Annotated in this window: 20 protein-coding genes; 11 read left to right on the forward strand and 9 right to left on the reverse strand. The window is 59.1% G+C overall.

Annotated features, from left to right (window positions below; translation table 11 throughout):
* Positions 1-654: toxin-activating lysine-acyltransferase (locus tag Q7W83_RS00770; RefSeq protein WP_473655548.1), on the forward strand; the 654-nt coding region annotated here is incomplete at its 5' end.
* 874 nt (positions 655-1,528) lie between these two features.
* Here Q7W83_RS00770 and Q7W83_RS00775 read toward each other — a convergent pair.
* Positions 1,529-2,047, reverse strand: coding sequence for an Mpo1 family 2-hydroxy fatty acid dioxygenase (locus tag Q7W83_RS00775; protein ID WP_473655549.1), 519 nt, complete (start codon positions 2,045-2,047; stop codon positions 1,529-1,531).
* Positions 2,048-2,131: 84 nt separating this feature from the next.
* Here Q7W83_RS00775 and Q7W83_RS00780 point away from each other — a divergent pair, with 84 nt between their 5' ends.
* Positions 2,132-2,818, forward strand: a complete 687-nt coding sequence (locus Q7W83_RS00780) for a Crp/Fnr family transcriptional regulator (RefSeq protein WP_150633161.1) — start codon at positions 2,132-2,134, stop codon at positions 2,816-2,818.
* Positions 2,819-2,888: 70 nt separating this feature from the next.
* On the forward strand, positions 2,889-3,254 hold the full coding sequence (locus Q7W83_RS00785; RefSeq protein WP_150633160.1) for a response regulator: 366 nt from the start codon (positions 2,889-2,891) through the stop codon (positions 3,252-3,254).
* 153 nt (positions 3,255-3,407) lie between these two features.
* Here Q7W83_RS00785 and Q7W83_RS00790 read toward each other — a convergent pair whose 3' ends face one another.
* Positions 3,408-4,412 carry an AraC family transcriptional regulator gene (locus Q7W83_RS00790; RefSeq protein ID WP_473655550.1) on the reverse strand — a complete coding sequence of 335 codons (1,005 nt, stop codon included), beginning with the start codon at positions 4,410-4,412 and terminating at the stop codon, positions 3,408-3,410.
* Positions 4,413-4,512: 100 nt separating this feature from the next.
* Here Q7W83_RS00790 and Q7W83_RS00795 point away from each other — a divergent pair, with 100 nt between their 5' ends.
* The 5 genes from Q7W83_RS00795 to Q7W83_RS00815 all read left to right on the forward strand — a co-directional run bounded on the left by Q7W83_RS00795 (position 4,513) and on the right by Q7W83_RS00815 (position 10,285).
* A complete protein-coding gene (locus Q7W83_RS00795) occupies positions 4,513-5,586 on the forward strand; it encodes a fatty acid desaturase (RefSeq protein WP_473655551.1) in 1,074 nt (357 codons plus the stop codon).
* Positions 5,587-5,935: 349 nt separating this feature from the next.
* The gene (locus Q7W83_RS00800; RefSeq protein WP_150633157.1) at positions 5,936-6,517 is read left to right on the forward strand and encodes an alpha/beta hydrolase; all 582 of its coding nucleotides are present in this window, start codon (positions 5,936-5,938) and stop codon (positions 6,515-6,517) included.
* Positions 6,518-6,576: 59 nt separating this feature from the next.
* Positions 6,577-7,506 (forward strand): sigma 54-interacting transcriptional regulator, encoded by a 930-nt coding sequence (locus tag Q7W83_RS00805; protein WP_150635940.1) that lies wholly within the window; start codon positions 6,577-6,579, stop codon positions 7,504-7,506.
* Between the two features lie 260 nt (positions 7,507-7,766).
* Entirely contained in the window at positions 7,767-8,549 is a 783-nt protein-coding gene (locus tag Q7W83_RS00810; RefSeq protein ID WP_150633155.1) for a MetQ/NlpA family ABC transporter substrate-binding protein, read from the forward strand.
* A 602-nt stretch (positions 8,550-9,151) separates the two neighbouring features.
* Complete coding sequence (locus tag Q7W83_RS00815; RefSeq protein WP_150633154.1) at positions 9,152-10,285, forward strand: RHS repeat-associated core domain-containing protein; 1,134 nt, start codon at positions 9,152-9,154, stop codon at positions 10,283-10,285.
* A gap of 24 nt (positions 10,286-10,309) precedes the next feature.
* Here Q7W83_RS00815 and Q7W83_RS00820 read toward each other — a convergent pair whose 3' ends face one another.
* Positions 10,310-11,506: an AAA family ATPase gene (locus Q7W83_RS00820; RefSeq protein WP_473655552.1), complete on the reverse strand. Its 1,197-nt coding sequence runs from the start codon at positions 11,504-11,506 to the stop codon at positions 10,310-10,312.
* Positions 11,507-11,618: 112 nt separating this feature from the next.
* Between Q7W83_RS00820 and Q7W83_RS00825 the strand changes: the two genes are divergently transcribed.
* From Q7W83_RS00825 to Q7W83_RS00835, 3 genes are read left to right on the forward strand one after another with little or no spacing between them, the layout of a single operon-like run.
* Positions 11,619-12,722 (forward strand): efflux RND transporter periplasmic adaptor subunit, encoded by a 1,104-nt coding sequence (locus tag Q7W83_RS00825; protein WP_150633152.1) that lies wholly within the window; start codon positions 11,619-11,621, stop codon positions 12,720-12,722.
* Positions 12,719-13,786, forward strand: coding sequence for an efflux RND transporter periplasmic adaptor subunit (locus Q7W83_RS00830; RefSeq protein WP_150633151.1), 1,068 nt, complete (start codon positions 12,719-12,721; stop codon positions 13,784-13,786). Before Q7W83_RS00825 ends, Q7W83_RS00830 begins: the two co-directional genes overlap by 4 nt.
* The gene (locus Q7W83_RS00835) at positions 13,783-16,836 is read left to right on the forward strand and encodes an efflux RND transporter permease subunit (RefSeq protein ID WP_150633150.1); all 3,054 of its coding nucleotides are present in this window, start codon (positions 13,783-13,785) and stop codon (positions 16,834-16,836) included. The genes Q7W83_RS00830 and Q7W83_RS00835 overlap by 4 nt, the downstream gene beginning before the upstream one ends.
* A gap of 131 nt (positions 16,837-16,967) precedes the next feature.
* On the opposite strand, the gene Q7W83_RS00840 is transcribed toward Q7W83_RS00835, so the two are convergent.
* From Q7W83_RS00840 to Q7W83_RS00865, 6 genes are all read right to left on the reverse strand, one after another.
* Positions 16,968-17,594 (reverse strand): class I SAM-dependent methyltransferase, encoded by a 627-nt coding sequence (locus Q7W83_RS00840; RefSeq protein WP_150635931.1) that lies wholly within the window; start codon positions 17,592-17,594, stop codon positions 16,968-16,970.
* A 194-nt stretch (positions 17,595-17,788) separates the two neighbouring features.
* Positions 17,789-18,433, reverse strand: coding sequence for a methionine ABC transporter permease (locus tag Q7W83_RS00845; RefSeq protein ID WP_150635929.1), 645 nt, complete (start codon positions 18,431-18,433; stop codon positions 17,789-17,791).
* Positions 18,423-19,544 carry a methionine ABC transporter ATP-binding protein gene (locus Q7W83_RS00850; RefSeq protein WP_150654333.1) on the reverse strand — a complete coding sequence of 374 codons (1,122 nt, stop codon included), beginning with the start codon at positions 19,542-19,544 and terminating at the stop codon, positions 18,423-18,425. The genes Q7W83_RS00845 and Q7W83_RS00850 overlap by 11 nt, the downstream gene beginning before the upstream one ends.
* A 2-nt stretch (positions 19,545-19,546) precedes the next feature.
* Positions 19,547-20,356, reverse strand: coding sequence for a MetQ/NlpA family ABC transporter substrate-binding protein (locus Q7W83_RS00855; protein ID WP_150633146.1), 810 nt, complete (start codon positions 20,354-20,356; stop codon positions 19,547-19,549).
* A 127-nt stretch (positions 20,357-20,483) separates the two neighbouring features.
* Positions 20,484-21,851: an LLM class flavin-dependent oxidoreductase gene (locus Q7W83_RS00860; protein ID WP_150633145.1), complete on the reverse strand. Its 1,368-nt coding sequence runs from the start codon at positions 21,849-21,851 to the stop codon at positions 20,484-20,486.
* The gene (locus Q7W83_RS00865) at positions 21,851-23,044 is read right to left on the reverse strand and encodes an SfnB family sulfur acquisition oxidoreductase (RefSeq protein ID WP_150633144.1); all 1,194 of its coding nucleotides are present in this window, start codon (positions 23,042-23,044) and stop codon (positions 21,851-21,853) included. Before Q7W83_RS00865 ends, Q7W83_RS00860 begins: the two co-directional genes overlap by 1 nt.
* Positions 23,045-23,063: the final 19 nt, after the last annotated feature.

Consider the following 23,063-nt stretch of genomic DNA (forward strand, 5'->3'; position numbering starts at 1 on the left):
CGTCGCATCCCCAGCAAAAACGCCAGTTCAACCACTACAAACAACGGCCCGACAATCAACCCCGGCCCCCCTACATGTGTAGGGTTTATCGGTGCGCGTGGACCAAGTACTGTGAAGTTGTTAGAACGGAATGCCAGCGGTAGGTTCACATGTAGCCAAGCTTCATTGAAAGTATTGTCAGGAGTAAATACTTTGAGAAAAAATCGTGAAATTTTCACTGAGTGCTGTAATGCATATGTGAATGACAAGGCACGACTCCTTGGTTTTTCTTGCTCGATAATGTCGATGTCTCGACGGCATTCGTTATTTCAAATTGCGAGCTTGAAATTTTGGATAAGTCCCGCGATCGATCATAAGCAAATCGCTTTTTTCTTTGATGGAACTTTTACGCCTGTTGGCTTTATAACCTGGGCGTATTTGGCGCGTGATGTTGAAGAGCGGTTGCTCAAAGATCCAGAATTTCTCCTTCATCCCTCTGAGTGGAATGAAGGGGGGAAGACGTGGATTATCGATTTCGCTTTCACTGGAGTCCCCGTAGTCGATGCTGTTAGAAATATAAAGCATGCCCTAAGGGCAGAGGGTGTCGAAACAATTAACTGGGCTCGCCGGAATGAAGACTATACGGTTAGAAAAATTTCGAGCTGTAGTCTGTAAGTAGGATTAAAATTATTGCTGCTAAAAATAAGATTCAACTTAAAATCAATTAAGTAAGGATGTGTGAAATGCGTGGTCTGACAGAAGCGGAAATTCTATTGGTTGCGGGTGCCGCTAGTGGCGATGGAGTTAAGGTGTCTCACGTTCTCGCTGTGGGGGCAGGCATAACAGCCGTTGCTGCGGCCGGCCTGGCCGTCGTGCCAAGCCCAATCACAACGCCGGCAGCGATCGTGACGGGTATGACTTCAGCAATATTTGCGGCAGCTTCTGCCGGTGCTTCCATGTTGGAGGGACGTGGCGCCGATGCTGCCTAATCGGGTTTTGATTAATTTGTTCGCCAAGAGACACACCGATAGTACTTTCTGTGTTCTCTTGGTTTATTTTTCATAAGCAGGATAAACCGGCCCTGCTATATCGTGGCTCTTGCATTGTTTAGGCGAGTAAATGACTATTTGTATCATAAGGAATCATTCCCTCTCATGTAGTGTTAATCTCTCTGGTGAATTTTTTCTGTTGTTAAAATTTATTATCCATTTGATTCCTTTTATTTTGGTTTTGGTGTTTTATTTTTTTGGCCTAAGTGATTTGCGCGAGGAGAGAAGTTTTATTTCTTTCTTTTTAGTCTGTGCTATGTTTGCTTGTATCTGTGGATTTATTCTGGAGCACGTAACTGTAGCGGTTATCTCCGGTTGCTTTTCATATGGTGTCCTCTCGGATGATATTGATAAAATAAATGATCTTGTTTTGGATTTTAAGTTTTTTGAGCGAGTCATTAGTATTGCATTCGTTACTTTTTTTATAATGTTTAAATTGTCGGCGTAGAGGCGTTAAACATTATTTTTTGGTGTCAATGCTATATTAGCTGTTGGAAAACTTACGCCGGCGCACGCTTCGGATTGACCCGAACACCCCCAACCCGCGCCTCGATCTGCTCCTTCAGATCCCGTCGCATCCCCAGCAAAAACGCCAGTTCAACCACTACAAACAACGGCCCGACAATCAACCCCGTCACATCATCGACAAACGCCGGTTTGCGTCCTTCGTAGTGATGCCCGACAAACTGAATCGCCCAACCGATCACGAACATCCCGATGCCGCTCGCCAGCCACACCAGCGTGCTTTGCTGTGCCAGCACGTGACCTGCCCAAACGCACAGACCCAGTAACGCAGTCATCAACACCCCGAGGCGTACTTCCAGGCGCACGTAAAACCACGCCGACGCCAGCGAGACCAGCACTGCCGGTGAAAGCCAGCCCCCGGCCCATTGCGGCCGCGACAGCAACACCGCGACAGCGACCACAATCAGCGGAATACCGATAAAGTGGCTGGCAATATTGCGTGGATCACGGTGGTAGGCGGCGTATTGACTGAGATGGTCAACGAGGCTTTTCATTGTTATTCCTCCTGTAGGGTGATTGATCATGCCCCGGGTTCACCGCTCGCTCTGTCAGCCAGGCGACAATCTCCAGGAGTTTTGATGGACAAGCAGGTTTGGCGTTCGCGCCTGGAAGCGGGGCAGTGGTTCAGTCATCTACCTGTTCCTTTACAGAATAGTCTGTTGGCCGGCGCCAAGGTGCGGCGCCTGGCGTCGGGGCAGCGGCTGTTCCAGCGCGGTGATCCGCCGTGTGGCCTGTACGCCGTGCTCGAAGGTGCGGTGCGCATTGGCGCCGTCAGCGAGCAGGGCAAGGAGGCGTTGTTGAGCCTCGTGGAGTCGCCGCACTGGTTTGGCGAAATCTGCCTGTTCGACGGCCAGCCGCGCACCCACGATGCGTTCGGCGTCGGCCAGTGCATCCTGCTGCACATCCCGCAAACCGCGTTGCTGGCCATGCTGGATGAGCAACCGGTGTACTGGCGGCAACTGGCATTGCTGATGAGCCAGAAACTGCGCCTGACCTTCATCAACCTCGAACAGTTGAGCCTGATGCCGGCGCCGGCTCGGTTGGCGCATCGTTTATTGATGATCGCCGACGGCTACGGCGAAATCGTCCCGCCGCGGCGTGTGCTGCAACTGCCGCAGGAACAGCTTGCTTCAATGCTGTCACTGTCGCGCCAGACCACTAATCAGCTCCTCAAGGAATTGCAGGGTCAGGGGATTTTGAATCTGAAGTACGGCGAGATCGAAATTCTCGATGCCGAACGGTTGCGGGCGTTGGCGATTTTTTGAAACACGGCGTTATTGATGGGCTTTGTCCGCGAAGGCGCCTAGCCTGTGACAACGACAATCGAGGTGTGCCATGCGTGTGCTGTTAGTGGAAGACGAACCGGAGACCGCCAAACTCCTGGCCAAGGGCCTGAACGAGGCGAGCTACTCGGTGGATGTGGCGCTCAACGGCATGGACGGCCGCCGCTTCATCGAGTCCGGCGAATATGAGCTGATCATTCTTGACGTCATGCTGCCGGGGTTGAATGGCTGGCAGTTGCAGCAACAGATCCGCAAGCTCGGCGAGACGCCGGTGCTGTTCCTCACCACCAAGGACGGCATCGAGGATCGCTTGCGCGGGTTGGAGCTGCATGAGGACGATTACTTGCTCAAGCCGTTTGCCGTGAGTGAGCTGGTGGCACGGGTGCGCAAGTTGTTGCGGCGAGATCGCGGGCGTTAGGGATTACTGTGGTTTCTGGTCTGGCCCCATCGCGGGCAAGCCTGCTCCCACAGGTTCAGCGTCGTACACAGAATCATTTGCACACCCAAGATCCCTGTGGGAGCGGGCTTGCCCGCGATGGGGCCAGACCCGGCAACGGGCCTTCCGGACCTGTCACCGCAACCCATCCCGAAACTGCCCCGGCGTCATCCCCGTCCAGCGCTTGAACGCGCGGCTGAAGCTGCTCGTATCCGCAAACCCCAACAAATAACTGATTTCGCTCAACGAACATTGCGGGTCGCGCAGGTGCTGCAGCGCGAGGTTTTCGCGGCTTTCATTGAGCAGCGTGTCAAACCGGCAGCCCTCGTCTGCCAGATGCCGTTGCAAACTGCGCAAGCTCAGGTGCAAGGCCTTGGCGATGTGTTCGGCGCTGGGCTCGCCTTCGGGCAGTTGTTCTTCAATGGCGTCGCGGACCTTGCGCTCCCAGGTCAGGGGCTTGAGCTGCGCCAGCGTGCGTTTGAGCACGGTTTCGTTGTGTTCGGCCAGTTCCGGGTTGGCGTCGTCCAGGTGACTGTCGAAGTCCACCAGAGAAAACTCCAAGCGGTCTTCGTCGGCCGAAAAGTACACCGGTGAGCGGAAGACTTTGTGCCATTGATGGGCGTCGGCCGGTTCCGGGCGCCGCAGGTACACCGCCAGGGGCGCGTAGTCGCGGCCCAGTCGATTACGGCAGGTGCGCACGTAAATGGCGGCGAAGGCGTCGATGGCTTCGAACGCCGGCGCCGGGTTGCCTGGCGGGATTTTCAGGCGAAAGCGGTAGCGATCCTCGGTGCGGCTCAATTCAAGTTCCAGGGCATCGCTGACCACTTGGTGATATCGCACGATGCGTTCGAACACCTCGCGCAAACTGCCGCTGGCCACCAGTGCATAGCCGAGTGCGTGAAAGGTGGTCGGGCTGACGAATCGCGACACCCGCAAGCCGATCGCCGGATCGCCGCTGACCTGCACCGCGATTTCCCACAGCCGCGTAGTGCCCGACAACGGGTAACGGGCGTTCGGGTCGTCCATCAATTGCGGGTCGAGCCCCGCCTGGTGGCACAGGGCGGTGCTGTCGAGGCCCAGCGCATCGAGTTGCTTGCGCAGGGCGCGGGTCCAGCTGGCGAGGGAGGTCGGTTCAGTCATGCTGATTGGCGCTTCCGGTCAACAGGTTGGCGTCCACGGCTACCGCCTTGTGAGGGATCGCAAGGCAGGATGCGGACATCAATAACCAGAGGATGGAAGCATGGACGGTACTTCTGCAAGTCCCCAGCGACTGAATGCAGCTCAGCGAGCCGCGCATATTCGCGAAGTGGTGTTGGCCAAAGGGGTCGACCTGCGTAAACGCTACCCGATTCTCAACCATCAGGACGCCTTGGGCGCAGGCATTCTGGCCTTCGCTTTGGCGGGAATGATCGGGTCGGCAGCCCTGTACATCAGCGGGCACATGGCCTGGTGGGTGTGTCTGCTGCTCAACGCTTTTTTTGCGTCGCTGACCCACGAGCTTGAGCACGACCTGATTCATAGCATGTACTTCCGTAAACAACGCGTACCGCACAACCTGATGATGGGCCTGGTGTGGCTGGCGCGCCCGAGCACGATCAACCCTTGGATTCGACGGCATCTGCACCTCAACCACCACAAGGTGTCCGGCACTGAAGCCGACATGGAAGAGCGTGCGATCACCAACGGCGAGCCTTGGGGTTTTGCGCGGCTATTGATGGTCGGCGACAACGTAATGTCGGCCTTCATCCGCATGCTGCGGGCCAAGACCTGGGCTCACAAGTTCAGCATCATAAAACGCGCCTTGAAGGTCTATGCGCCACTCGCTCTGGTGCATTGGGGCGCGTGGTACGTGTTTCTCGGCTTCCACGCCGCCAATGGCATCGCGCATCTGCTGGGAGCGCCGATTGAATGGTCGGCGACCACGCTTTCGGTGATGCAGGTGATCGACATTGCGGCGGTGGTGATCATCGGCCCGAATGTGCTGCGCACGTTTTGCCTGCACTTCGTCAGCTCGAACATGCATTACTACGGTGATGTGGAGCCGGGGAATGTGATCCAGCAAACCCAGGTGCTGAACCCGTGGTGGATGTGGCCGATGCAAGCGTTCTGCTTCAACTTTGGCAGCAGCCATGGAATCCATCATTTTGTGGTGAAGGAACCGTTTTACATTCGCCAGATGACCGTGCCGGTGGCGCACAAGGTGATGCGTGAGATGGGTGTGCGGTTCAATGATTTCGGTACGTTTGCACGGGCAAACCGCTTTGTTCGCAAGGAAACCGTCGAGCCGCAGGAAGTGCGCGCGGCTCGGGCGTGATCGATGCAGCCGGAAACTCAAACGCTGGTCATCAATTTGACCTAAAGGGACGCTAAGTTATGACTTGGTGAGTGAGCGGCATATGCGATTCAGGCCTAATAAGTTAATTAAATATTCTTTTATTAGATAACCGTTTCCGCCAATCATTGCGCTACAGATTTTGAGTTTCCGGGGCCGTCTCCTTGGCAGGGTGCGGCCCCTTTTTTATTCCTCAGGAAAAACACCAACCCTTTGTGGGAGCTACGCATATGCGATATTGGTCTTAATAAATAGCTTCTTATTCCTTAACGAATATAACTCTCCTCCCTATACTCGACCGGGAACAGACACGCAGCAGGAGAGCTCCCCCATGCGCAACGAATCAATTCGCTATCTGATTGTGCCGGGCTGGCAAGGATCGCCGGAAGATCATTGGCAAAGCCACTGGCAGAACAGCCTGCCGAACAGCGCGCGGGTGGAGCAGGCCGATTGGTTGACCCCGCGTCGTGAAGATTGGGTGGCGGCATTGGCCGAGGCGATTGCCGCCGACAGCACGCCGGTGATCTTGATTGCCCATAGCCTGGGTTGCATCACGGTCGCGCATTGGGCGGCCACTGCACCGCTGAATTTTCTGCGCCAGGTGCGCGGTGCCTTGCTGGTCGCGCCGGCGGACGTCGAGCGCCCGGCCTGCGCGCCGGCCCTGCGCAATTTTGCGCCGATTCCGACGAACCTTTTGCCGTTCCCGAGCCAGGTGGTCAGCTCCGACAATGACGCTGCTGTCAGCGCGCCACGTGCGTTGGAACTGGCACGTAACTGGGGCGCCGAGGCAGGCGTGCTGTCGGGTGCCGGGCACATCAACGTGAAGTCCGGTCATCAGCGTTGGGAGCAGGGTTTTGCTTATCTGTATCGCCTGCAAAACCGCATGGAACATCACGCCCTGCGCCGCGCTTGAACCTTTTTTCTTTTTAATATCGCCCCCCGTCTCCCGGCGGTTTTGGGCGGGAGTCTGCCATGAGTTTTGAAGCCTTCGGTCAGCCACTGCTGACCTTTCCCGACGCAGAAAAAAGTCCGCTGAGCATCCGCGCCAAGGCGCTGGTGTTCGTCGATCCGCGCTCGCGTCAATTGCGTGCCGAGCTGGAACAACTGGCCCCGCGTTCGATCTCCGTGTTGATCCGTGGCGAAACCGGCAGCGGCAAAGAACTGTTGGCGCGACACATCCACCGCGCCAGTGATCGCGGTGGGCTGTTTGTATCGGTCAATTGCGGCGCGATCAGCCCGACCTACGCCGACGCCGAATTGTTCGGCTATGCCGCCGGCAGTTACAGCGGTTCGGCGAGCAGTCGCGCCGGTTGGTTCGGTTCCGCCAATGGCGGCACGCTCTATCTGGACGAGATTGGCGACTTGCCGTTGCCGATCCAGATCAAGTTGCTCGCCGCACTGGAAAACCACGAAGTCACTCGCGTTGGCGCGCATCAACCGAGCCCGGTGGACGTGCGTCTCGTGGCTGCGACCAGCATTGATCTGGCGCAAGCCGTGGCTGCCGGTAAATTCCATGAGCGGCTCTATCACTACCTCAGAGAAGGTCAGCTGGAACTGCCGGCGTTGCGTGAGCGGGTGGGCGATATCCTGTCGTTGTCCGAGTACTTCCTGGGCATTTACAGCCAGCGCCTGGACCTGCCGGTGCCGCTGATCAGCGAGGCCGCGCAGCAGGTGCTGGAACAACACAGTTGGCCGGGCAACACCCGGGAACTGGAAAACGTCATTCACTTTGCGTTGCTGGTGAGCACTGGCGACGAGATCTTGCCCGAACATTTGAACCTGCCCGAAGCACCAGCGCCGCTGACGCAGATTGAGCAGCAACTTCAGCACATCCTCACCAAAGGCACTGCCAACGAACAAGCCGCCCTGAAACAACTCCTCAGAAACACCACGCTCTTGTAGGAGCGAGCTTGCTCGCGATCCAGGCCGCGCGGTGTGTCAGGGAATACGCTATCGCCGGCAAGCCGGCTTCTACAGGGGGGGCAGGGGAAAGGGCGAGCTAGAGCTGTATGAACAAAATGGAATATGAAAGTGAATAAAAGATATTGTTCGGGAATAAAAAATCTCGGTATTGTCCGCATCACGCCAGCGATAGCACTTCACTGGCACTTGTACTTTTAGCCGTCGTCGATGACGACCGTGATTTTCGATAAGGACACTGCATGAAAAAGGTTCTGTTGTTCACCGCATTGGCGGCTGCCCTGGCCGCGGGCCTGGCCCAGGCTGGCGAGAAACTGGTGGTGGCGGCGACCCCGGTCCCACACGCCGAGATTCTCGAGCTGATCAAGCCAACCCTCGCCAAAGAAGGCGTGGACCTGGAAATCAAAGTCTTCACCGACTACGTTCAGCCAAACGTGCAAGTTGACCAGAAGCGTCTGGACGCCAACTACTTCCAGACCCTGCCATACCTGAAAAACTTCAACGAAGGCAAAGGCACCAATCTGGTGACCGTGATCGGCGTTCACGTTGAACCGTTCGGTGGCTACTCGAAGAAAGTCAAAAGCCTGGCTGAGCTGAAAGACGGCGCAACCATTGCAATCCCGAACGAAGGCAGCAACAGCGGTCGTGCTCTGCTGCTGCTGCAGAAGGCTGGCCTGATCGAGTTGAAAGACCCGAAAAACGCTCTGGCTACCCCGAAGGACATCGCCAAGAACCCGCACAACTTCAAGTTCAAGGAGCTTGAGTCCGCAATGTTGCCGCGCGTTCTGGACCAGGTTGACCTGGACATGATCAACACCAACTACGCACTTGAAGCCGGTCTGAACCCGGCCAAAGACGCGCTGGTAATCGAAGGTGCCGATTCGCCTTACGTGAACTTCCTGGTGGCTCGTCCGGACAACAAGGACAGCGTAGCCATCCAGAAACTGGCCAAGGCATTGACCAGCCCTGAAGTGAAGGCGTTTATCGAGAAGAAGTACAGCGGCGCGGTACTGCCGGCATTCTGATTCGACGCAGCATCGAACCCCTTCAAGGTTTCAAACGCCGACGGCTTGCAATAGCGTCGGCGTTTTTTATGACGCGTTGATCGCTCCCACGCTCCGCGTCTCAGGCCACCCTGGTCTTCAACGCTCTGCGCAACGCCACCAGCAACTTCACGATGTCCTGCGGATCCAGTCGCTGCGGTACTTTTAAGTCAGCCATGTTCTCTCCTTGTAATGGTTCGGCCGGGAGTCTGGCCAAAAGCTGTGCGTCCTTGGAGGGGCATTCTGAAAAAAAGATCCCTCCTACAGCGAAAAGGAAAATAGTCGTCTTCCTCGGTCTCAGCAAATCCGCGGGATAGTTTTTTGCGTGATATCAATAGGCGTTATCGATATTCAGATACTTCTTTTTTAAGCTTTAAAGTCGGTGCCTGCCAGTGGTTATCCACCGCCCATGGACTGCACCACCAAAAGCCAGCCAGCCAGACGCTGGGCTGGGCGCCGAAGCGCCGATTGCACCGGCGGTGAAGAACTGCACATTGAAACCGCTCGGGCACCTAGCAGTTCTGCTAGGTGCCCGACGCGCTGGATTGAGTGCAAGCTTGGCCTTCGATCAGGAGGCTTTACCCATGACAACTGCACCCACCCCTATGTGTCGGTATCACTATGACGCCCTGGACCTGATCACAGGAATGGCGTGTGCCGATCAGGCCAGCCTGCAACGCTTCTATCGCCGCCAGCATCTGGTAACGGAACGGCAGGGCCAGGCCAGTCAATCGGTTTTTCAGCACGGCGAGCAACTGCTCGCCGTGCAATCGAGCGAGAACGACATCCTCAAGAGCCAGTTGCTGGCCACCGATCAACAGCGCTCCGTTTTGCAGCTGATTGATTCGTTGGGGGCATTGCCAAAGGTCTACACACCTTACGGTCATCATCGGGCCGAAAGCGGTCTGAGCAGTCTTCTCGGCTTTAACGGCGAACGTCGCGACCCTGTCACCGGGTGTTACTTGTTGGGTAACGGGCGTCGGGGGTTCAACCCGGTGCTGATGCGTTTCAACAGCCCTGACCGGCTGAGTCCGTTTGGGCAGGGCGGGTTAAATTCGTATGCGTACTGTCTGGGGGATCCGCGGAATTTCAGTGATCCTACTGGCTCGTTTGCCGAAATAGGCCGATTAATCACAAGCATCCTGAGTGTGTCGAATACACGACTGGGCATGTCCCGTGCCATCCCTTCCTATAACTTGGCCAAGGACGCCTTGAGATTCGGTGCATTGAGGCATTTACCGGCCAGACAGTCCTTTGCGGCAGTAAGCACGGTAACGGCCAGTGGTGCGATACTCGCCACAGGTCTGGTTGGGGTTGCCAGTGCCGTAGTGGCAATCGTCGAGGATCCTGAGGCAGCCGCAATACTGGGGTATGTCGCTTTAGGGCTGACAACGTTGGCGATAGCCTCGAGAGTGGGGACTTACTGGGCTATGAGAAAGCCCGGGACTGACGCTGCTTTGAGGAGTTTTGTGAAGAACAAGGGGCAGGTGATCACCGCGACACCACCCGCGTCGTCCCGGCCTTCCTCGGCGTCTTCGATGTCTTTCGAGGCTTCGGCTCCGCCACCAGACGTACCAAGATCAGAGCTGCTGGTGATAAGAGGGAAGCGAACAAACGACATGAGGTTTGAATCAGAGCTTGATCGGGTAATGCTGAAGGCCAGGCGCAGGCAAGAGCCTTCGAGCGCGGCCAACAACATTCGCCGTAACTCTATCTGAAGGCACAGCCGAAAGGTTGGCCACTCAATCCGGCCAATACCACGCCGGCTCATCCAGCAGCTGCTGCCCGACAATCCCGGTCTGCCCAAGATTTTTTTCCAGCACGATGCAGTTGCATTCCGGGTCTTCCTGCAACGCCGAAATCAGCCGCCGCGCATGGGACACCACCCACACCTGACAGTGCTCCGACGCCCGGATAATCAAGCGCGCCAGTGCCGGCAACAGGTCCGGATGCAGGCTGGTTTCCGGCTCGTTCAGCACCATCAACGTCGGTGGTCGCGGCGTCAGCAATGCCGCCACCAACAGCAAGTAGCGCAACGTGCCATCGGACAACTCCGCCGCCGACAACGGCCGCAACAACCCTTCCTGATAAAACTCGATGGCGAACCGGCCGCCCGCCAGCGGCTCGATATGCAGCCGTGCACCGGGAAACGCATCGCTGATGGCGTTGCGCAAGGCGTCGGGGTCGCCAATTTCGATGATGGTCTGCAACGCCGCCGCCAGATCTCTGCCGTCGTGGTGCAGCACCGGAGTGCGGGTGCCCAGTTGTGGCTGACGCACCGGTGCGTCGGCGTCGCTGCGAAAGTGGTCGTAGAAGCGCCAGCGGCGGATGAACTCACGCATCTCCAGCACCTCCGGTGAGGTCCGCAAGCTGCCGACCTGATCGAACAGGCTGTCGAACGTCGGCGTGTGTTGAGCCAACACGTCCCAATTGCGGTTGGCTCGGGTGCGGATCATCGGACCGTCGCGATCAACCAGCAGACTTGCTGGACGATAGAACGCCCCGGCCCACAGGCATTCGCGCTTGATTTGCGGGTCGAGACTGAACCGTGACGGAATGGGTGAACTGTGCCCGGGTAACATGAAATGACCGTTGGAATCGGGCAGCCCCAGGCTGATCGAGTAACCGAAATCTTCGCCGGCAAACCCCAGGCGCAGGCGTTTGACGCCGTGACGCACCGTCGCCTGGATCGGTACTTCGCCGTTACGCATGCGTCGGGTGATGGTTTGCGGCCCGGCCCAAAAAGTCGAATCCAGCCCGCCTTCGCGGGCCAACGCATTGACCACGCCACCCTGAGCGGTTTCCGCGAGCAGGCGCAACGCGCGGTAGAGGTTGGATTTACCGCTGCCGTTCGGCCCGGTGATCAGGTTCAAACGACCCAGTGGGATCACCAGTTTATTGATCGAGCGGTAATTGGCCACCGCGAGGGTTTTGAGCATGGGAAGCTTCCTGATTGCTAAGCGTGCAGCAAACCTGTGCACCTGTTGAACCCTGTTCTAAGCTCACAGTCGTATCGACATTGGCACGTTCGTACAACGCAAAGGAGTCTGCATGGCTGGTCCCGGATTGAAAAGAGTGATTGGCCTGAGTCTTCTTGTGTTGCTGGGCGCCTGCGGGGAAAAACCTCAGGTCGAAAAGGATCGTCCGCGGGTGTTTGTGCAAGCGGTCAAAGCGGCGGATTACGCTGCGTCCGTGACCCTCACTGGTGATGTTCAGGCGCGCGTCCAGACCGAACTGTCGTTCCGCGTCGGCGGCAAGATCATCCAGCGCATGGTCGATGTCGGTGACCGGGTGTCGGCCAGACAAGTGCTCGCCAGACTCGATCCGAAAGACCTGCAAACCAGCCTCGACTCGGCCCAGGCACAGGTCGTCGCCGAACAGGCGCGGGTCAAACAGACCGCCGCCGCCTTCGTCCGCCAGCAAAAACTTCTGCCCAAGGGCTACACCAGTCAAAGCGAGTACGACTCGGCCCAGGCTGCGTTGCGCAGCAGCCAGAGTGCGTTGACTGCCGCCCAGGCGCAACTGGCCAACGCCCGCGAGCAACTGAGTTATACCGCGCTGATCGCCGACGCACCGGGGGTGATTACGGCCCGCCAGGCCGAAGTCGGCCAGGTGGTGCAGGCCACGATGCCGATTTTCAGCCTTGCCCGGGACGGTGAGCGTGACGCGGTGTTCAACGTCTACGAATCGCTGCTGGCAGAGGCACCGGGAGACAAAACGATCGTGGTCAGTCTGCTCGATAACCCGGCCATCAAGACCACGGGCACGGTTCGGGAAATCACCCCGGCCGTTTCCGCGCAGACCGGCACGGTTCAGGTCAAAGTCACCCTTAACGGATTGCCCGAAGGCATGCAGCTTGGCTCGGTGGTCAGCGCTACGGCGAAGACGCCGGGCAAATCGGCGGTTGAGCTGCCGTGGTCGGCGCTGACCAAAAACCTCAGCGACCCCGCTGTTTGGCTGGTGGACGACGAAGGCAAGGCGCAGTTGCGTACGGTCACGGTCGGTCGTTACCTGACCGGCAAAGTCATCATCAGTGATGGCCTGAAGGGCGGCGAAAAAGTCGTCATTGCCGGCGGTCAGTTGTTGCACCCCGGCGTCAAAGTGGAAATCGCCGAAAACACCTATAAAGACCTCGCCGAAGGAGCCCAGCCATGAAGCGCCTGTTGCTGGTGTTCGCTGGCGTGATGCTGGTGGCCTGTTCGGAAAAAGAGCCGCCACCGGAGCCGGTGCGCCCGGTTCTGTCGATCAAAGTGCTGGCGCTGGACGAGGAAGCTCTCGGCCGTTTCGCCGGCAGCATCCAGGCCCGCTACGAAACCAATGTCGGTTTCCGCGTGCCGGGGCGGATCGCCAGCCGTAACGTCGATGTCGGCGCCGAAGTCCAGAAGGGCGCCTTGCTCGCCACGCTCGATCCCACCGATCAGCAAAACCAGCTGCGCTCGGCCGAGGGCGATCTGGCGAAGGTTCAGGCGCAACTGATCAACGCCCAGGCCAACGCCCGGCGTCAGCAGGAACTGTTCAATCGCGGGGTCGGTGCGCAGGCACAGCTGGACATTGCCCAGACCGATCTGAAAACCACGCAGGCCTCCCTCGACCAAGCGAAAGCGGCGGTCGATCAAGCCAAGGACCAACTCGGTTACGTCGAACTGCGCACCGACCATAAAGCCATCGTTACCGCGTGGAGTGCCGAAGCCGGCCAAGTGGTGACCGCCGGCCAGCAAGTGGTGACGTTGGCGCAGCCCGACATCAAGGAAGCGGTGATTGACCTGCCCGATACGCTGGTCGATCAGTTGCCGGCAGACGTGGTGTTTCAGGTCGCCGTGCAACTGGACCCGAGCATCACCACCACTGCCATCGTCCGCGAAATCGAACCCCAGGCCCAAAGCGCTACCCGCACCCGGCGCGCCCGCCTGACCCTGACCGATACGCCCGCCGGTTTCCGACTGGGCACCGCCATAAGTGTGACCCTCAGCTCCGCCATCAAACCGCGTATCGAACTGCCCCTGACCGCGCTGCAAGAGGTCGATGGCAAATCGCGAATCTGGGTCATCGACCCACAGACCCAAACCGTTTCCCCGCGTGACATCAGCCTGATCAGCCGTACCGATTCCACGATGGTCCTGGCCAACGGCGTGAAATCCGGCGAGCGCGTTGTCAGTGCCGGTGTGAACAGCCTGAAACCAGGGCAGAAAGTGAAAATCGATGAGGACGGCCCACAATGAAAGGGAGTTTCAACTTATCCGAATGGGCCCTCAAGCATCAGTCGTTTGTCTGGTATCTGATGTTCATCGCGCTGCTGATGGGCGTGTTCTCGTACATGAACCTCGGCCGCGAAGAAGACCCCTCGTTCACCATCAAGACTATGGTGATCCAGACCCGCTGGCCGGGTGCGACCCAGGAAGAAACCCTCAAGCAAGTCACTGACCGCATCGAGAAAAAACTCGAAGAGCTCGACTCCCTCGACTACGTGAAAAGCTACACCCGGCCGGGCGAATCGACGGTGTTCGTCAACCTGCGCGACACCACCAGCGCCCAGGACATCCCGGAAATCTGGTACCAGGTGCGCAAGAAGATCAACGACATTCGCGGCGACTTCCCCAAAGGCCTGCAAGGGCCAGGGTTCAACGACGAGTTCGGGGATGTGTTCGGTTCGGTGTACGCCTTCACCGCTGACGGCTTGTCGATGCGCCAGTTGCGCGATTACGTCGAGCAGGTCCGCGCCGAGATCCGTGAAGTGCCAGGACTGGGCAAGGTCGAGATGGTCGGCGAGCAGGATGAGGTGATCTACCTGAACTTCTCCACCCGCAAACTGGCGGCGCTGGGCATCGATCAGCGTCAGGTGGTGGAGAGCCTGCAATCGCAAAACGCCGTGACGCCGGCCGGGGTCATCGACGCCGGCCCCGAGCGGATTTCCGTGCGCACCACCGGGCAGTTTGCTTCCGAGAAAGACCTGGAAAACGTCAACCTGCGGCTCAACGACCGTTTCTATCGCCTGGCCGACATTGCCGACATCAGTCGGGGTTACGTCGACCCGGCAACGCCGGAGTTTCGCTTCAACGGTCACCCGGGCATCGGCCTGGCGATTGCCATGAAGAAGGGCGGCAACATTCAGGTGTTCGGCAAGGCGCTGCACCAGCGCATGACCGACCTGACCGCTGATTTGCCGGTGGGCGTCGGCGTGCATACCGTTTCCGATCAGGCCGCCGTGGTGGAAAAGGCCGTCGGCGGTTTCACCAGCGCGCTGTTCGAAGCGGTGGTGATTGTGTTGGTGGTCAGTTTTGTAAGCCTCGGCGTGCGCGCCGGGTTGGTGGTGGCGTGCTCGATTCCGCTGGTGCTGGCGATGGTCTTCGTCTTCATGGAGTACAGCGGCATCACCATGCAGCGGATTTCCCTCGGCGCCTTGATCATCGCCCTCGGCCTGCTGGTGGACGACGCGATGATCACGGTCGAGATGATGGTCACCCGTCTGGAGATGGGCGAAACCAAGGAGCAGGCGGCCACATTCGCCTACACCTCAACCGCATTCCCGATGCTCACCGGTACGCTGGTGACCGTGGCCGGTTTTGTGCCGATTGGCCTGAACGCCAGTTCGGCGGGGGAGTACACCTTCACGCTGTTTGCGGTGATTGCCGTGGCGATGCTGGTCTCGTGGATCGTCGCGGTGCTGTTCGCGCCGGTGATCGGCGTGCACATCCTCAGCGCCAACGTGAAACCGCACAACGCCGAGCCCGGCCGCATCGGCCGAGCCTTCAATTACGGCATGCTTTGGTCGATGCGCAATCGCTGGTGGGCCATCGGCATCACCATCGCCTTGTTCGTGGCGTCGGTGTTTTCCATGCAGTTCGTGCAGAACCAGTTCTTCCCGTCTTCGGACCGTCCGGAAATCCTCGTCGACCTGAACCTGCCGCAAAACGCATCCATCAATGAAACCCGCAAGGCCGTGGACAAGCTCGAAGCGTCGCTCAAGGATGACCCGGACGTCGTGCGCTGGAGCAGCTACATCGGCGAAGGCGCGATCCGTTTCTACCTGCCGCTCGACCAGCAATTGCAAAACCCGTACTACGCGCAATTGGTCATCGTCAGCAAGGGCCTGGAATCGCGAGAAGCCCTGAGTCAGCGGTTGCGCGAGCGCTTGCGCAAGGATTTCGTCGGCATCGGCAGCTACGTCCAGGCGCTGGAAATGGGCCCGCCTGTCGGGCGTCCGATCCAGTACCGGGTCAGCGGCAAGGACATTGACCAGGTGCGCAAACAGGCCATCGCCCTGGCCACCGAGCTGGACAAGAACTCGCACATTGGCGAGATCATTTACGACTGGAACGAGCCGGGCAAAGTCCTGCGCATCGACATCGCTCAGGACAAGGCGCGGCAACTGGGGCTGTCGTCGGAAGACGTGGCCACCCTGATGAACAGCATCGTGGTCGGTGCGCCGGTGACGCAGGTCGATGACGATATCTACCTGATCAACGTCGTTGGCCGCGCCGTGGACGCGGAGCGCGGCACGCCGGAAACCTTGCAGAACCTGCAGATCGTCACGCCGAGCGGCACTTCGATTCCACTGCTGGCCTTCGCCACCGTGCGCTACGAACTGGAGCAGCCGCTGGTGTGGCGTCGCGACCGCAAGCCGACCATTACCATCAAGGCAGCGGTGCGCGACGAGATTCAGCCGACCGATCTGGTCAGGCAACTGAAGCCGACCATCGACAAGTTCGCCGCGGGTTTACCGGTGGGCTATCAGGTCGCCACCGGTGGTACGGTCGAGGAAAGCGGCAAGGCTCAAGGACCCATTGCCAAGGTTGTGCCGTTGATGCTGTTTTTGATGGCGACTTTCCTGATGATTCAGTTGCACAGCGTGCAGAAGCTGTTCCTGGTGGCGAGCGTCGCGCCGCTTGGTTTGATCGGCGTGGTGCTGGCGTTGATCCCGACTGGCACACCGATGGGCTTCGTGGCGATCCTCGGGATTCTGGCGCTGATCGGCATCATCATCCGCAACTCGGTGATTCTGGTGACGCAGATCGACGCCCTGGAGAAAGAGGGGTTGTCACCGTGGGATGCGGTGGCGCAAGCCACGGAACATCGGCGCCGGCCGATTCTGCTGACGGCCGCGGCGGCGAGCCTGGGGATGATCCCGATTGCGCGGGAAGTGTTCTGGGGGCCGATGGCGTACGCGATGATCGGCGGCATCATCATCGCGACGTTGCTGACGCTGCTGTTTTTGCCGGCGCTGTATGTGGCCTGGTACAAGATTCGCGAGCCGAAGAAAGAGGTGCATTGAGGCGAGCGCTGCGCGCTCATCGCTGGCAAGCCAGCTCCCACTTTCAACCGCGCTCATTCAAGAGAACACGGTCTACTGTGGGAGCGGGCTTGCCCGCGATGGCGTCAGTTCAAGCGCCACAAACCTGAGGTTTACGCTTTACGCCAGACACTCGCCAACCAGGGTTGCTGCTCCCGCGGCAGCCCCGCCGGCCGGTAGTAATGCTCCAGCTCCACAAACCCCGCCGCGGTCAGCAATTCCTGCCACGCCTGAAGATCGTGATACGCCCCATACCGCGGCCCATTCCAGCCTTCCTGATTCTCACCCCGCGGATTGGAACTGAACAACACACCACCCGGTTTCAAAGCTGCATGCAATTGCTTCAACACCCGAGGCAACTCCTGACGCGGAATGTGAAACAGCACGGCGTTGGCGAAGATCCCGTCAAAGCGCCCGGCCGGCAAATCCAGCTTGAGAAAGTCCTGCTGCCAGACCTCGCAACCACTGTCCTCACGGGCCATTTGCGCAAACTTCTCCGATCCGTCGAGGCCGACCGCGGTGTGGCCCATGCGCGTGAACGTCTGCAAATCCCGGCCCGGCCCGCAGCCAAAGTCGAGGATGTCGAACGGTGGTTCGCCCTGGATATGCCGCAGCAGCGCATCAATGTTCTGGCTGACATCGTGATCACGCGTGCCTTCGCGAAAATCTTCGGCCACCGAGTTGTAATGGCCCAGGGTGGTGGCAGTGATTTGCTTGAGGTCGTCGGGCGTTTGCTTCATGGTTGGCTGCATCGGTAATTGGGATTCGCCGAATATACGCCATCAGATCCGGGGCTGCTGCGCAGCCCATCGCGAGCAAGCTCGCTCTCACAGTTGATCTTCTGCGAACACAAAACTTGTGTACGACCCGATCATTGTGGGAGCGAGCTTGCTCGCGATGGCGGTATGACTGACGACCAATAGCTCAGATCTGCTTATCGCTTGTTCAACCCCCGAGCCAACCGATCCCCACCCAACTGAATCACCGCCACCAACACCACCAGCAGCACAATCACCGTGAGCATGATCTGGCTATCAAACCGCTGATACCCGTAGCGATACGCGATGTCGCCCAGCCCGCCGGCACCAATCGCCCCGGCCATGGCTGACGAGTTGATCATCGTCACCAAGGTGATCGTGAACCCCCCCACAATCCCCGGCAAAGCCTCAGGCAACAGCACATGCCAAACAATGTGCCAGCGCCGGCAGCCCATCGCCTGTGCCGCCTCGATCAAGCCGTAGTCCACCTCACGCAAACTGACTTCGGCGATGCGGGCAAAGAACGGCGTGGCCGCAATCGTCAGCGGCACCACGGCCGCCCAAACGCCATAGGTGGTGCCGACGATCAACCGTGTGAACGGAATCAACGCCACCATCAAAATCAAAAACGGAATCGAGCGGAACAGGTTCACGAATGCACCCAGGGCACGGTTCAGCGCCGGTGCTTCGTAGATCCCGCCCTTGGCGCTGGTGACCAGAATCACCGCCAGCGGAATCCCCGCCAGCAGCGCAATCAATGACGACACGCCGACCATCAAAAACGTGTCGATGAAACCTTGCAGCAACCGATCAAACCACATAACCCAGCACCTCTACCTGTTGTGCCCAGTGGCCGGCGCGCTGGCGCAGTGCTTCGGCGCCCAGCGACGATCCCGTCACCGCCAGCAGCAATTGCCCCAACGCATGACCCTGAATCCGCTCCACGCCACCTTGCAGCAAACGCACACGGCCACCGAGGGCAGCGAACAGCGCTGCCAGATCCGGTTCGTCGGTGGCACTGCCGGTGAATTGCAAACGAAGGACCACGGCGGCGTCGGACGACGGTGGTTGCGCCTGAAGACGACTTTGCAGCTCCTGCGGCAGGGCGTGTTGCAACGGCGCGAGCAAGGTCTTGCTGACCTCATGCTGCGGATTGCCAAAGACTTCCCAGACCGGGCCTTGCTCGACGATGCGTCCATGTTCCAGCACCACGACGCGGTCGCAGATGTCGCGGATCACCGCCATTTCGTGAGTGATCAGTACGATGGTCAGCCCCAGGCGCTGATTGATTTCGCGCAGCAGGCCAAGGATCGATTGCGTGGTCTCCGGGTCCAGCGCCGAAGTAGCTTCGTCGCACAACAGAATCTCCGGGTCGTGCACCAGCGCGCGGGCGATGCCGACGCGCTGTTTCTGTCCGCCGGAAAGCTGTGCCGGGTAGGCTTTGTGCTTCTCTTGCAGGCCGACCAGTTCCAACAGCTCTCGAACTTTGCGCTCGCGTTTTTCCCTGGGCACACCGGCGACTTTCAGCGGCAACTCGACGTTCTGCCAAACGGTTTTGGCCGACATCAGGTTGAAGTGCTGGAAGATCATGCCGATGCGCCGACGCAGCGTTACCAGGCGGTCTTCATCGAACTCACCGATGTCCACCTGATCGATCAACACGCGCCCGTTGCTCGGTTGTTCGAGACGGTTGATGGTGCGGATCAGCGACGACTTGCCGGCGCCGCTGCGGCCAATTATGCCGAACACTTCACCGCGCTGGATCGCCAGGTCGATGCCGTGCAACGCCGCCACCGGACCTTGCTGGCCGTTGTAGGTTTTGCCCAGGCCGATGAAGCGCACGTGAGCACGATTCAGGTCAGGATACAGTTCGGTTTGTTCGGCTTTCTGAGGCTCCGGAATATCCAGTCGCCGTTGGATCGCGGCCGTCATGTTCAGCTTTCCCAACCGGCTTGATAGAGCTTGCCGTGGGCTTTATCCAGCGCTGCGCGAACGGCTGGTGAATGCTGGTAGATGTCGACGAACTTGATCAGGCGCGGGTCGGTTTTGCTTTTCGGCTGGATGACGAACTGGATCACGTATTCCTTGTGGTCGAGGCCATCGAACAGCAGGGCCGAGCCAGCATCGAAGGTCTTCGCCAGGCGGATGTAGGCGGGGTAGCCCTGAACCAGATCGGCGTCGTCATAGGCGCGCACCAGTTGCACGGCTTCGACTTGCAGGATTTTGATTTTCTTCGGGTTGGCGATGATGTCTTCTTCGGTGGCCTTGTAGCCGACGCCCGGTTTGAGCGTGATCAGGCCAGCCTTGGCCAGCAGTTGCAGGCCGCGACCGCTGTTGATCGGGTCGTTGGCGATGGCGACGCTGGCGCCTTCCGGCAGCTCGTCGAAGCTTTTGTATTTCTTCGAGTAGAGGCCGACGTTGTTGATGATGCCCGGTGCGAACGGCACCAGGTCAAAACCGGCGGCGGCCTTGGCGTTTTCCAGGAACGGGACGTGCTGGAAGTAGTTCACGTCAATGTCGCCGGCGGCGAGGCTGACGTTGGGGGCGATCCAGTCGGTGAACTCGACGAGTTCGACGTTCAGGCCTTGTTTGTTGGCTTCTTCGACGGCGGCCTCCAGCGGGATGGCGAACGCGGCGGTGGTGCCAACTTTCAGCGGCGTGTCGGCGGCGAAGGTGATGGAGCTGAAGAGGCCGAGGGCCAGGACCAGTGCTTTGACTGGGTGAGAGAGGTTGGTCTTTTTCATGATGGGGTTTCCAGTCAGTGCATTAAATTTTGGGTGTCTGTTCGGGCCTCATCGCGGGCAAGCCCGCTCCCACAGTGTTCTCGGGTGTTCACACAATCCCTGTGTGCGCTGGCTGCCAGCGATGCTTTTAGCGGCGAAACGCCGATCCGGTATGTTGCTCAGGCAAATGCGCTTCGCCTTGAAACAGCTTTTCGCGCAGGCTGCCCTCGTCATAAGCCGTCTTGTACGACCCACGCCGCTGCAACTCCGGAATCACCAGCTCAATGAAATCCACATAGCTTTCCGGCGTGACGATTCGCGTCAGGTTGAAGCCATCCAGCCCGGTCTCGGCGATCCACGATTCCAGCTCATCGGCCACTTGTTCCGGTGAGCCCACCACGGTGATGTAGCGGCCGCCGAGGGCGTGTTGCTCAAGCAATTTGCGCCGGGTCCAATCGTTGTTTTGCAGGTTCTTGGTGGCCGATTGGATCGCGTTGCTCTTCACGTACTGAATCGGTTCGTCGATTTCGTACTCGGAAAAATCGATCCCGGTCGACGCCGAGAAATGCGCCACGCCGGCCTCGGCGCTGGCGTAGCTCAGGTACTCGGCATGCTTGGCCCAGGCCAGCTCTTCGGTGGCGCCGACGATCACGTTCAAACCCATGAACACCTTGATGTCCTCAGGATTGCGCCCGGCTTCAACGGCGCTGGCGCGCACTTTGTCCACCTGAACCTTGGTCGACGGTTTGTTCTGCCCGCTGATGAATACGCACTCGGCGTGGCGCCCGGCGAACAGCAAACCGCGGTCCGAAGTGCCGGCCTGGAACAGCACCGGCGTACGCTGCGGCGACGGCTCGCAGAGGTGATAACCCTCGACCTGATAGAACTCGCCCTTGTGCTCGACCTTGTGCACTTTTTCCGGCTGCGCGTAGATCCGTTGCTGCGGATCGTTGAGCACCGCGCCGTTCTCCCAACTGCCTTCCCAGAGTTTGTAGAGCACTTCGAGGTATTCGTCGGCCTGGTCGTAACGACGGTCGTGCTCCACCTGTTCGCTCAGGCCCATGGCCTTGGCGGCGCTGTCGAGGTAACCGGTGACAATGTTCCAGCCGACCCGACCTCGACTCAGATGATCGAGCGTCGACATGCGTCGGGCGAACAGGTACGGCGGCTCGTAGGTCAGGTTGGCGGTCAGGCCGAAACCGAGGTTTTTGGTGACGGCGGCCATCGCCGAGACCAGCAACAACGGGTCATTGACCGGTAACTGGATTGACTCTTTCAGCGGCACGTCCACCGAGTTCTGGTAGACGTCGTATACGCCGACGATGTCGGCGATGAACAAACCGTCGAACAGTCCACGCTCCAGCAACTGCGCCAGCCCGGTCCAATATTCGATGGTTTTGTATTGGGTGGAGGTGTCCCGTGGGTGCGTCCACAAGCCATGGTTGATGTGCCCGATGCAGTTCATGTTGAACGCGTTGAGCAGGATCTTCTTTTTCGGTTTTAAAGGCGTGCTCATCAAATGGTCCCCCGCAGCGGAGGGTTTTCATCGTTGAGGTAGTAGTTGCCCACGGCGTGATATTTCCAGCGCACCGGGTCGTGCAGCGTGTGCACCCGAGCGTTGCGCCAGTGGCGATCCAGTCCGTGTTCGATCAGGGTCGCCTGGCTGCCGGCCAGTTCAAACAGCGTGCTGCCGGCGGCGAGGGAAATTTCGGTGCTGATGGCGCGGGCTTCGGCGACGGCAATCGATGCCGCAGCGATGGTCTCGGCGTTAGTCTCGGCCTGGGCCTTGTCGAGGCATTCGCCGGCGCGCTCCAGCAGGGCTTCGGCGGCGTGCAGCCGAATGCTCAAATGGCCAAAACTTTTGATGGTCAGCGGGTCATCGATGGCTTTTTCATGCGTGGCGTCGATCCATGGCCGGGTTTTGGTCCGCACGAAATGCAGCGCGTCTTCATAGGCGGCGCGGGCGATGCCGGTGTCGATGGCGGCGTGAAGAATCTGCGCCAACGGGCCCACCGGGGTCGGGCGTTCGAAGGCACTTTGAAACGGGATCACGTCTTCGGCGGCGACGTAGACGTCTTCGAACACCACCGAACCGCTGCCGGTGGTGCGCTGGCCGAAGCCGCTCCAGTCGTCGATGACGGTCAGGCCTTTGCTGTCGCGCGGGACGAATGCCAGTTTCTGCACGCCGTGTTCATCCACTACCGAGGTCGGGATGCGTTGTGCGTAGATCGCGCCCGTGGCGTAGAACTTGCGGCCGTTGATGCGATAGCCGTCACCGTCGCGAGTCAGGCTGGTGACGCGGTCGTGGGCGGTTTTGGTGCCGAGTTCGGCAAGCGCATTGCCGAAGCGCTGGCCGGCCAGCACTTCTGCATAGAGGCGTTTTTTCTGCTCGGCGCTACCGTTCACACGCAGCACTTCGAGGGCATAAAAATGATTCTGCGGAATTTGTCCGAGGGAGCCGTCAGCCTGGGCGATCAAGGCGATCACCTTGGCCAGTGTGACGTTCGAAACCCCGGCGCCGCCGAACTCTTTTGGCACGCTGATGCCCCACAGACCCGAGCGGGAAAACACTTCCAGCTCCGGGTGCGGCAAACGGCGCTCGCGGTCGCGCAGGGCGCTGTCGCGTTTGAAATCTTCGGCCAGGTCACTGGCGACGATCAGGGCTTGCTCATCGCTGGTAATGACCGCGACGTGGTGAGAAAGAGTCATAGGTTTCTCCAGATGTCTG

This window comes from Pseudomonas sp. 300, assembly GCF_055803035.1.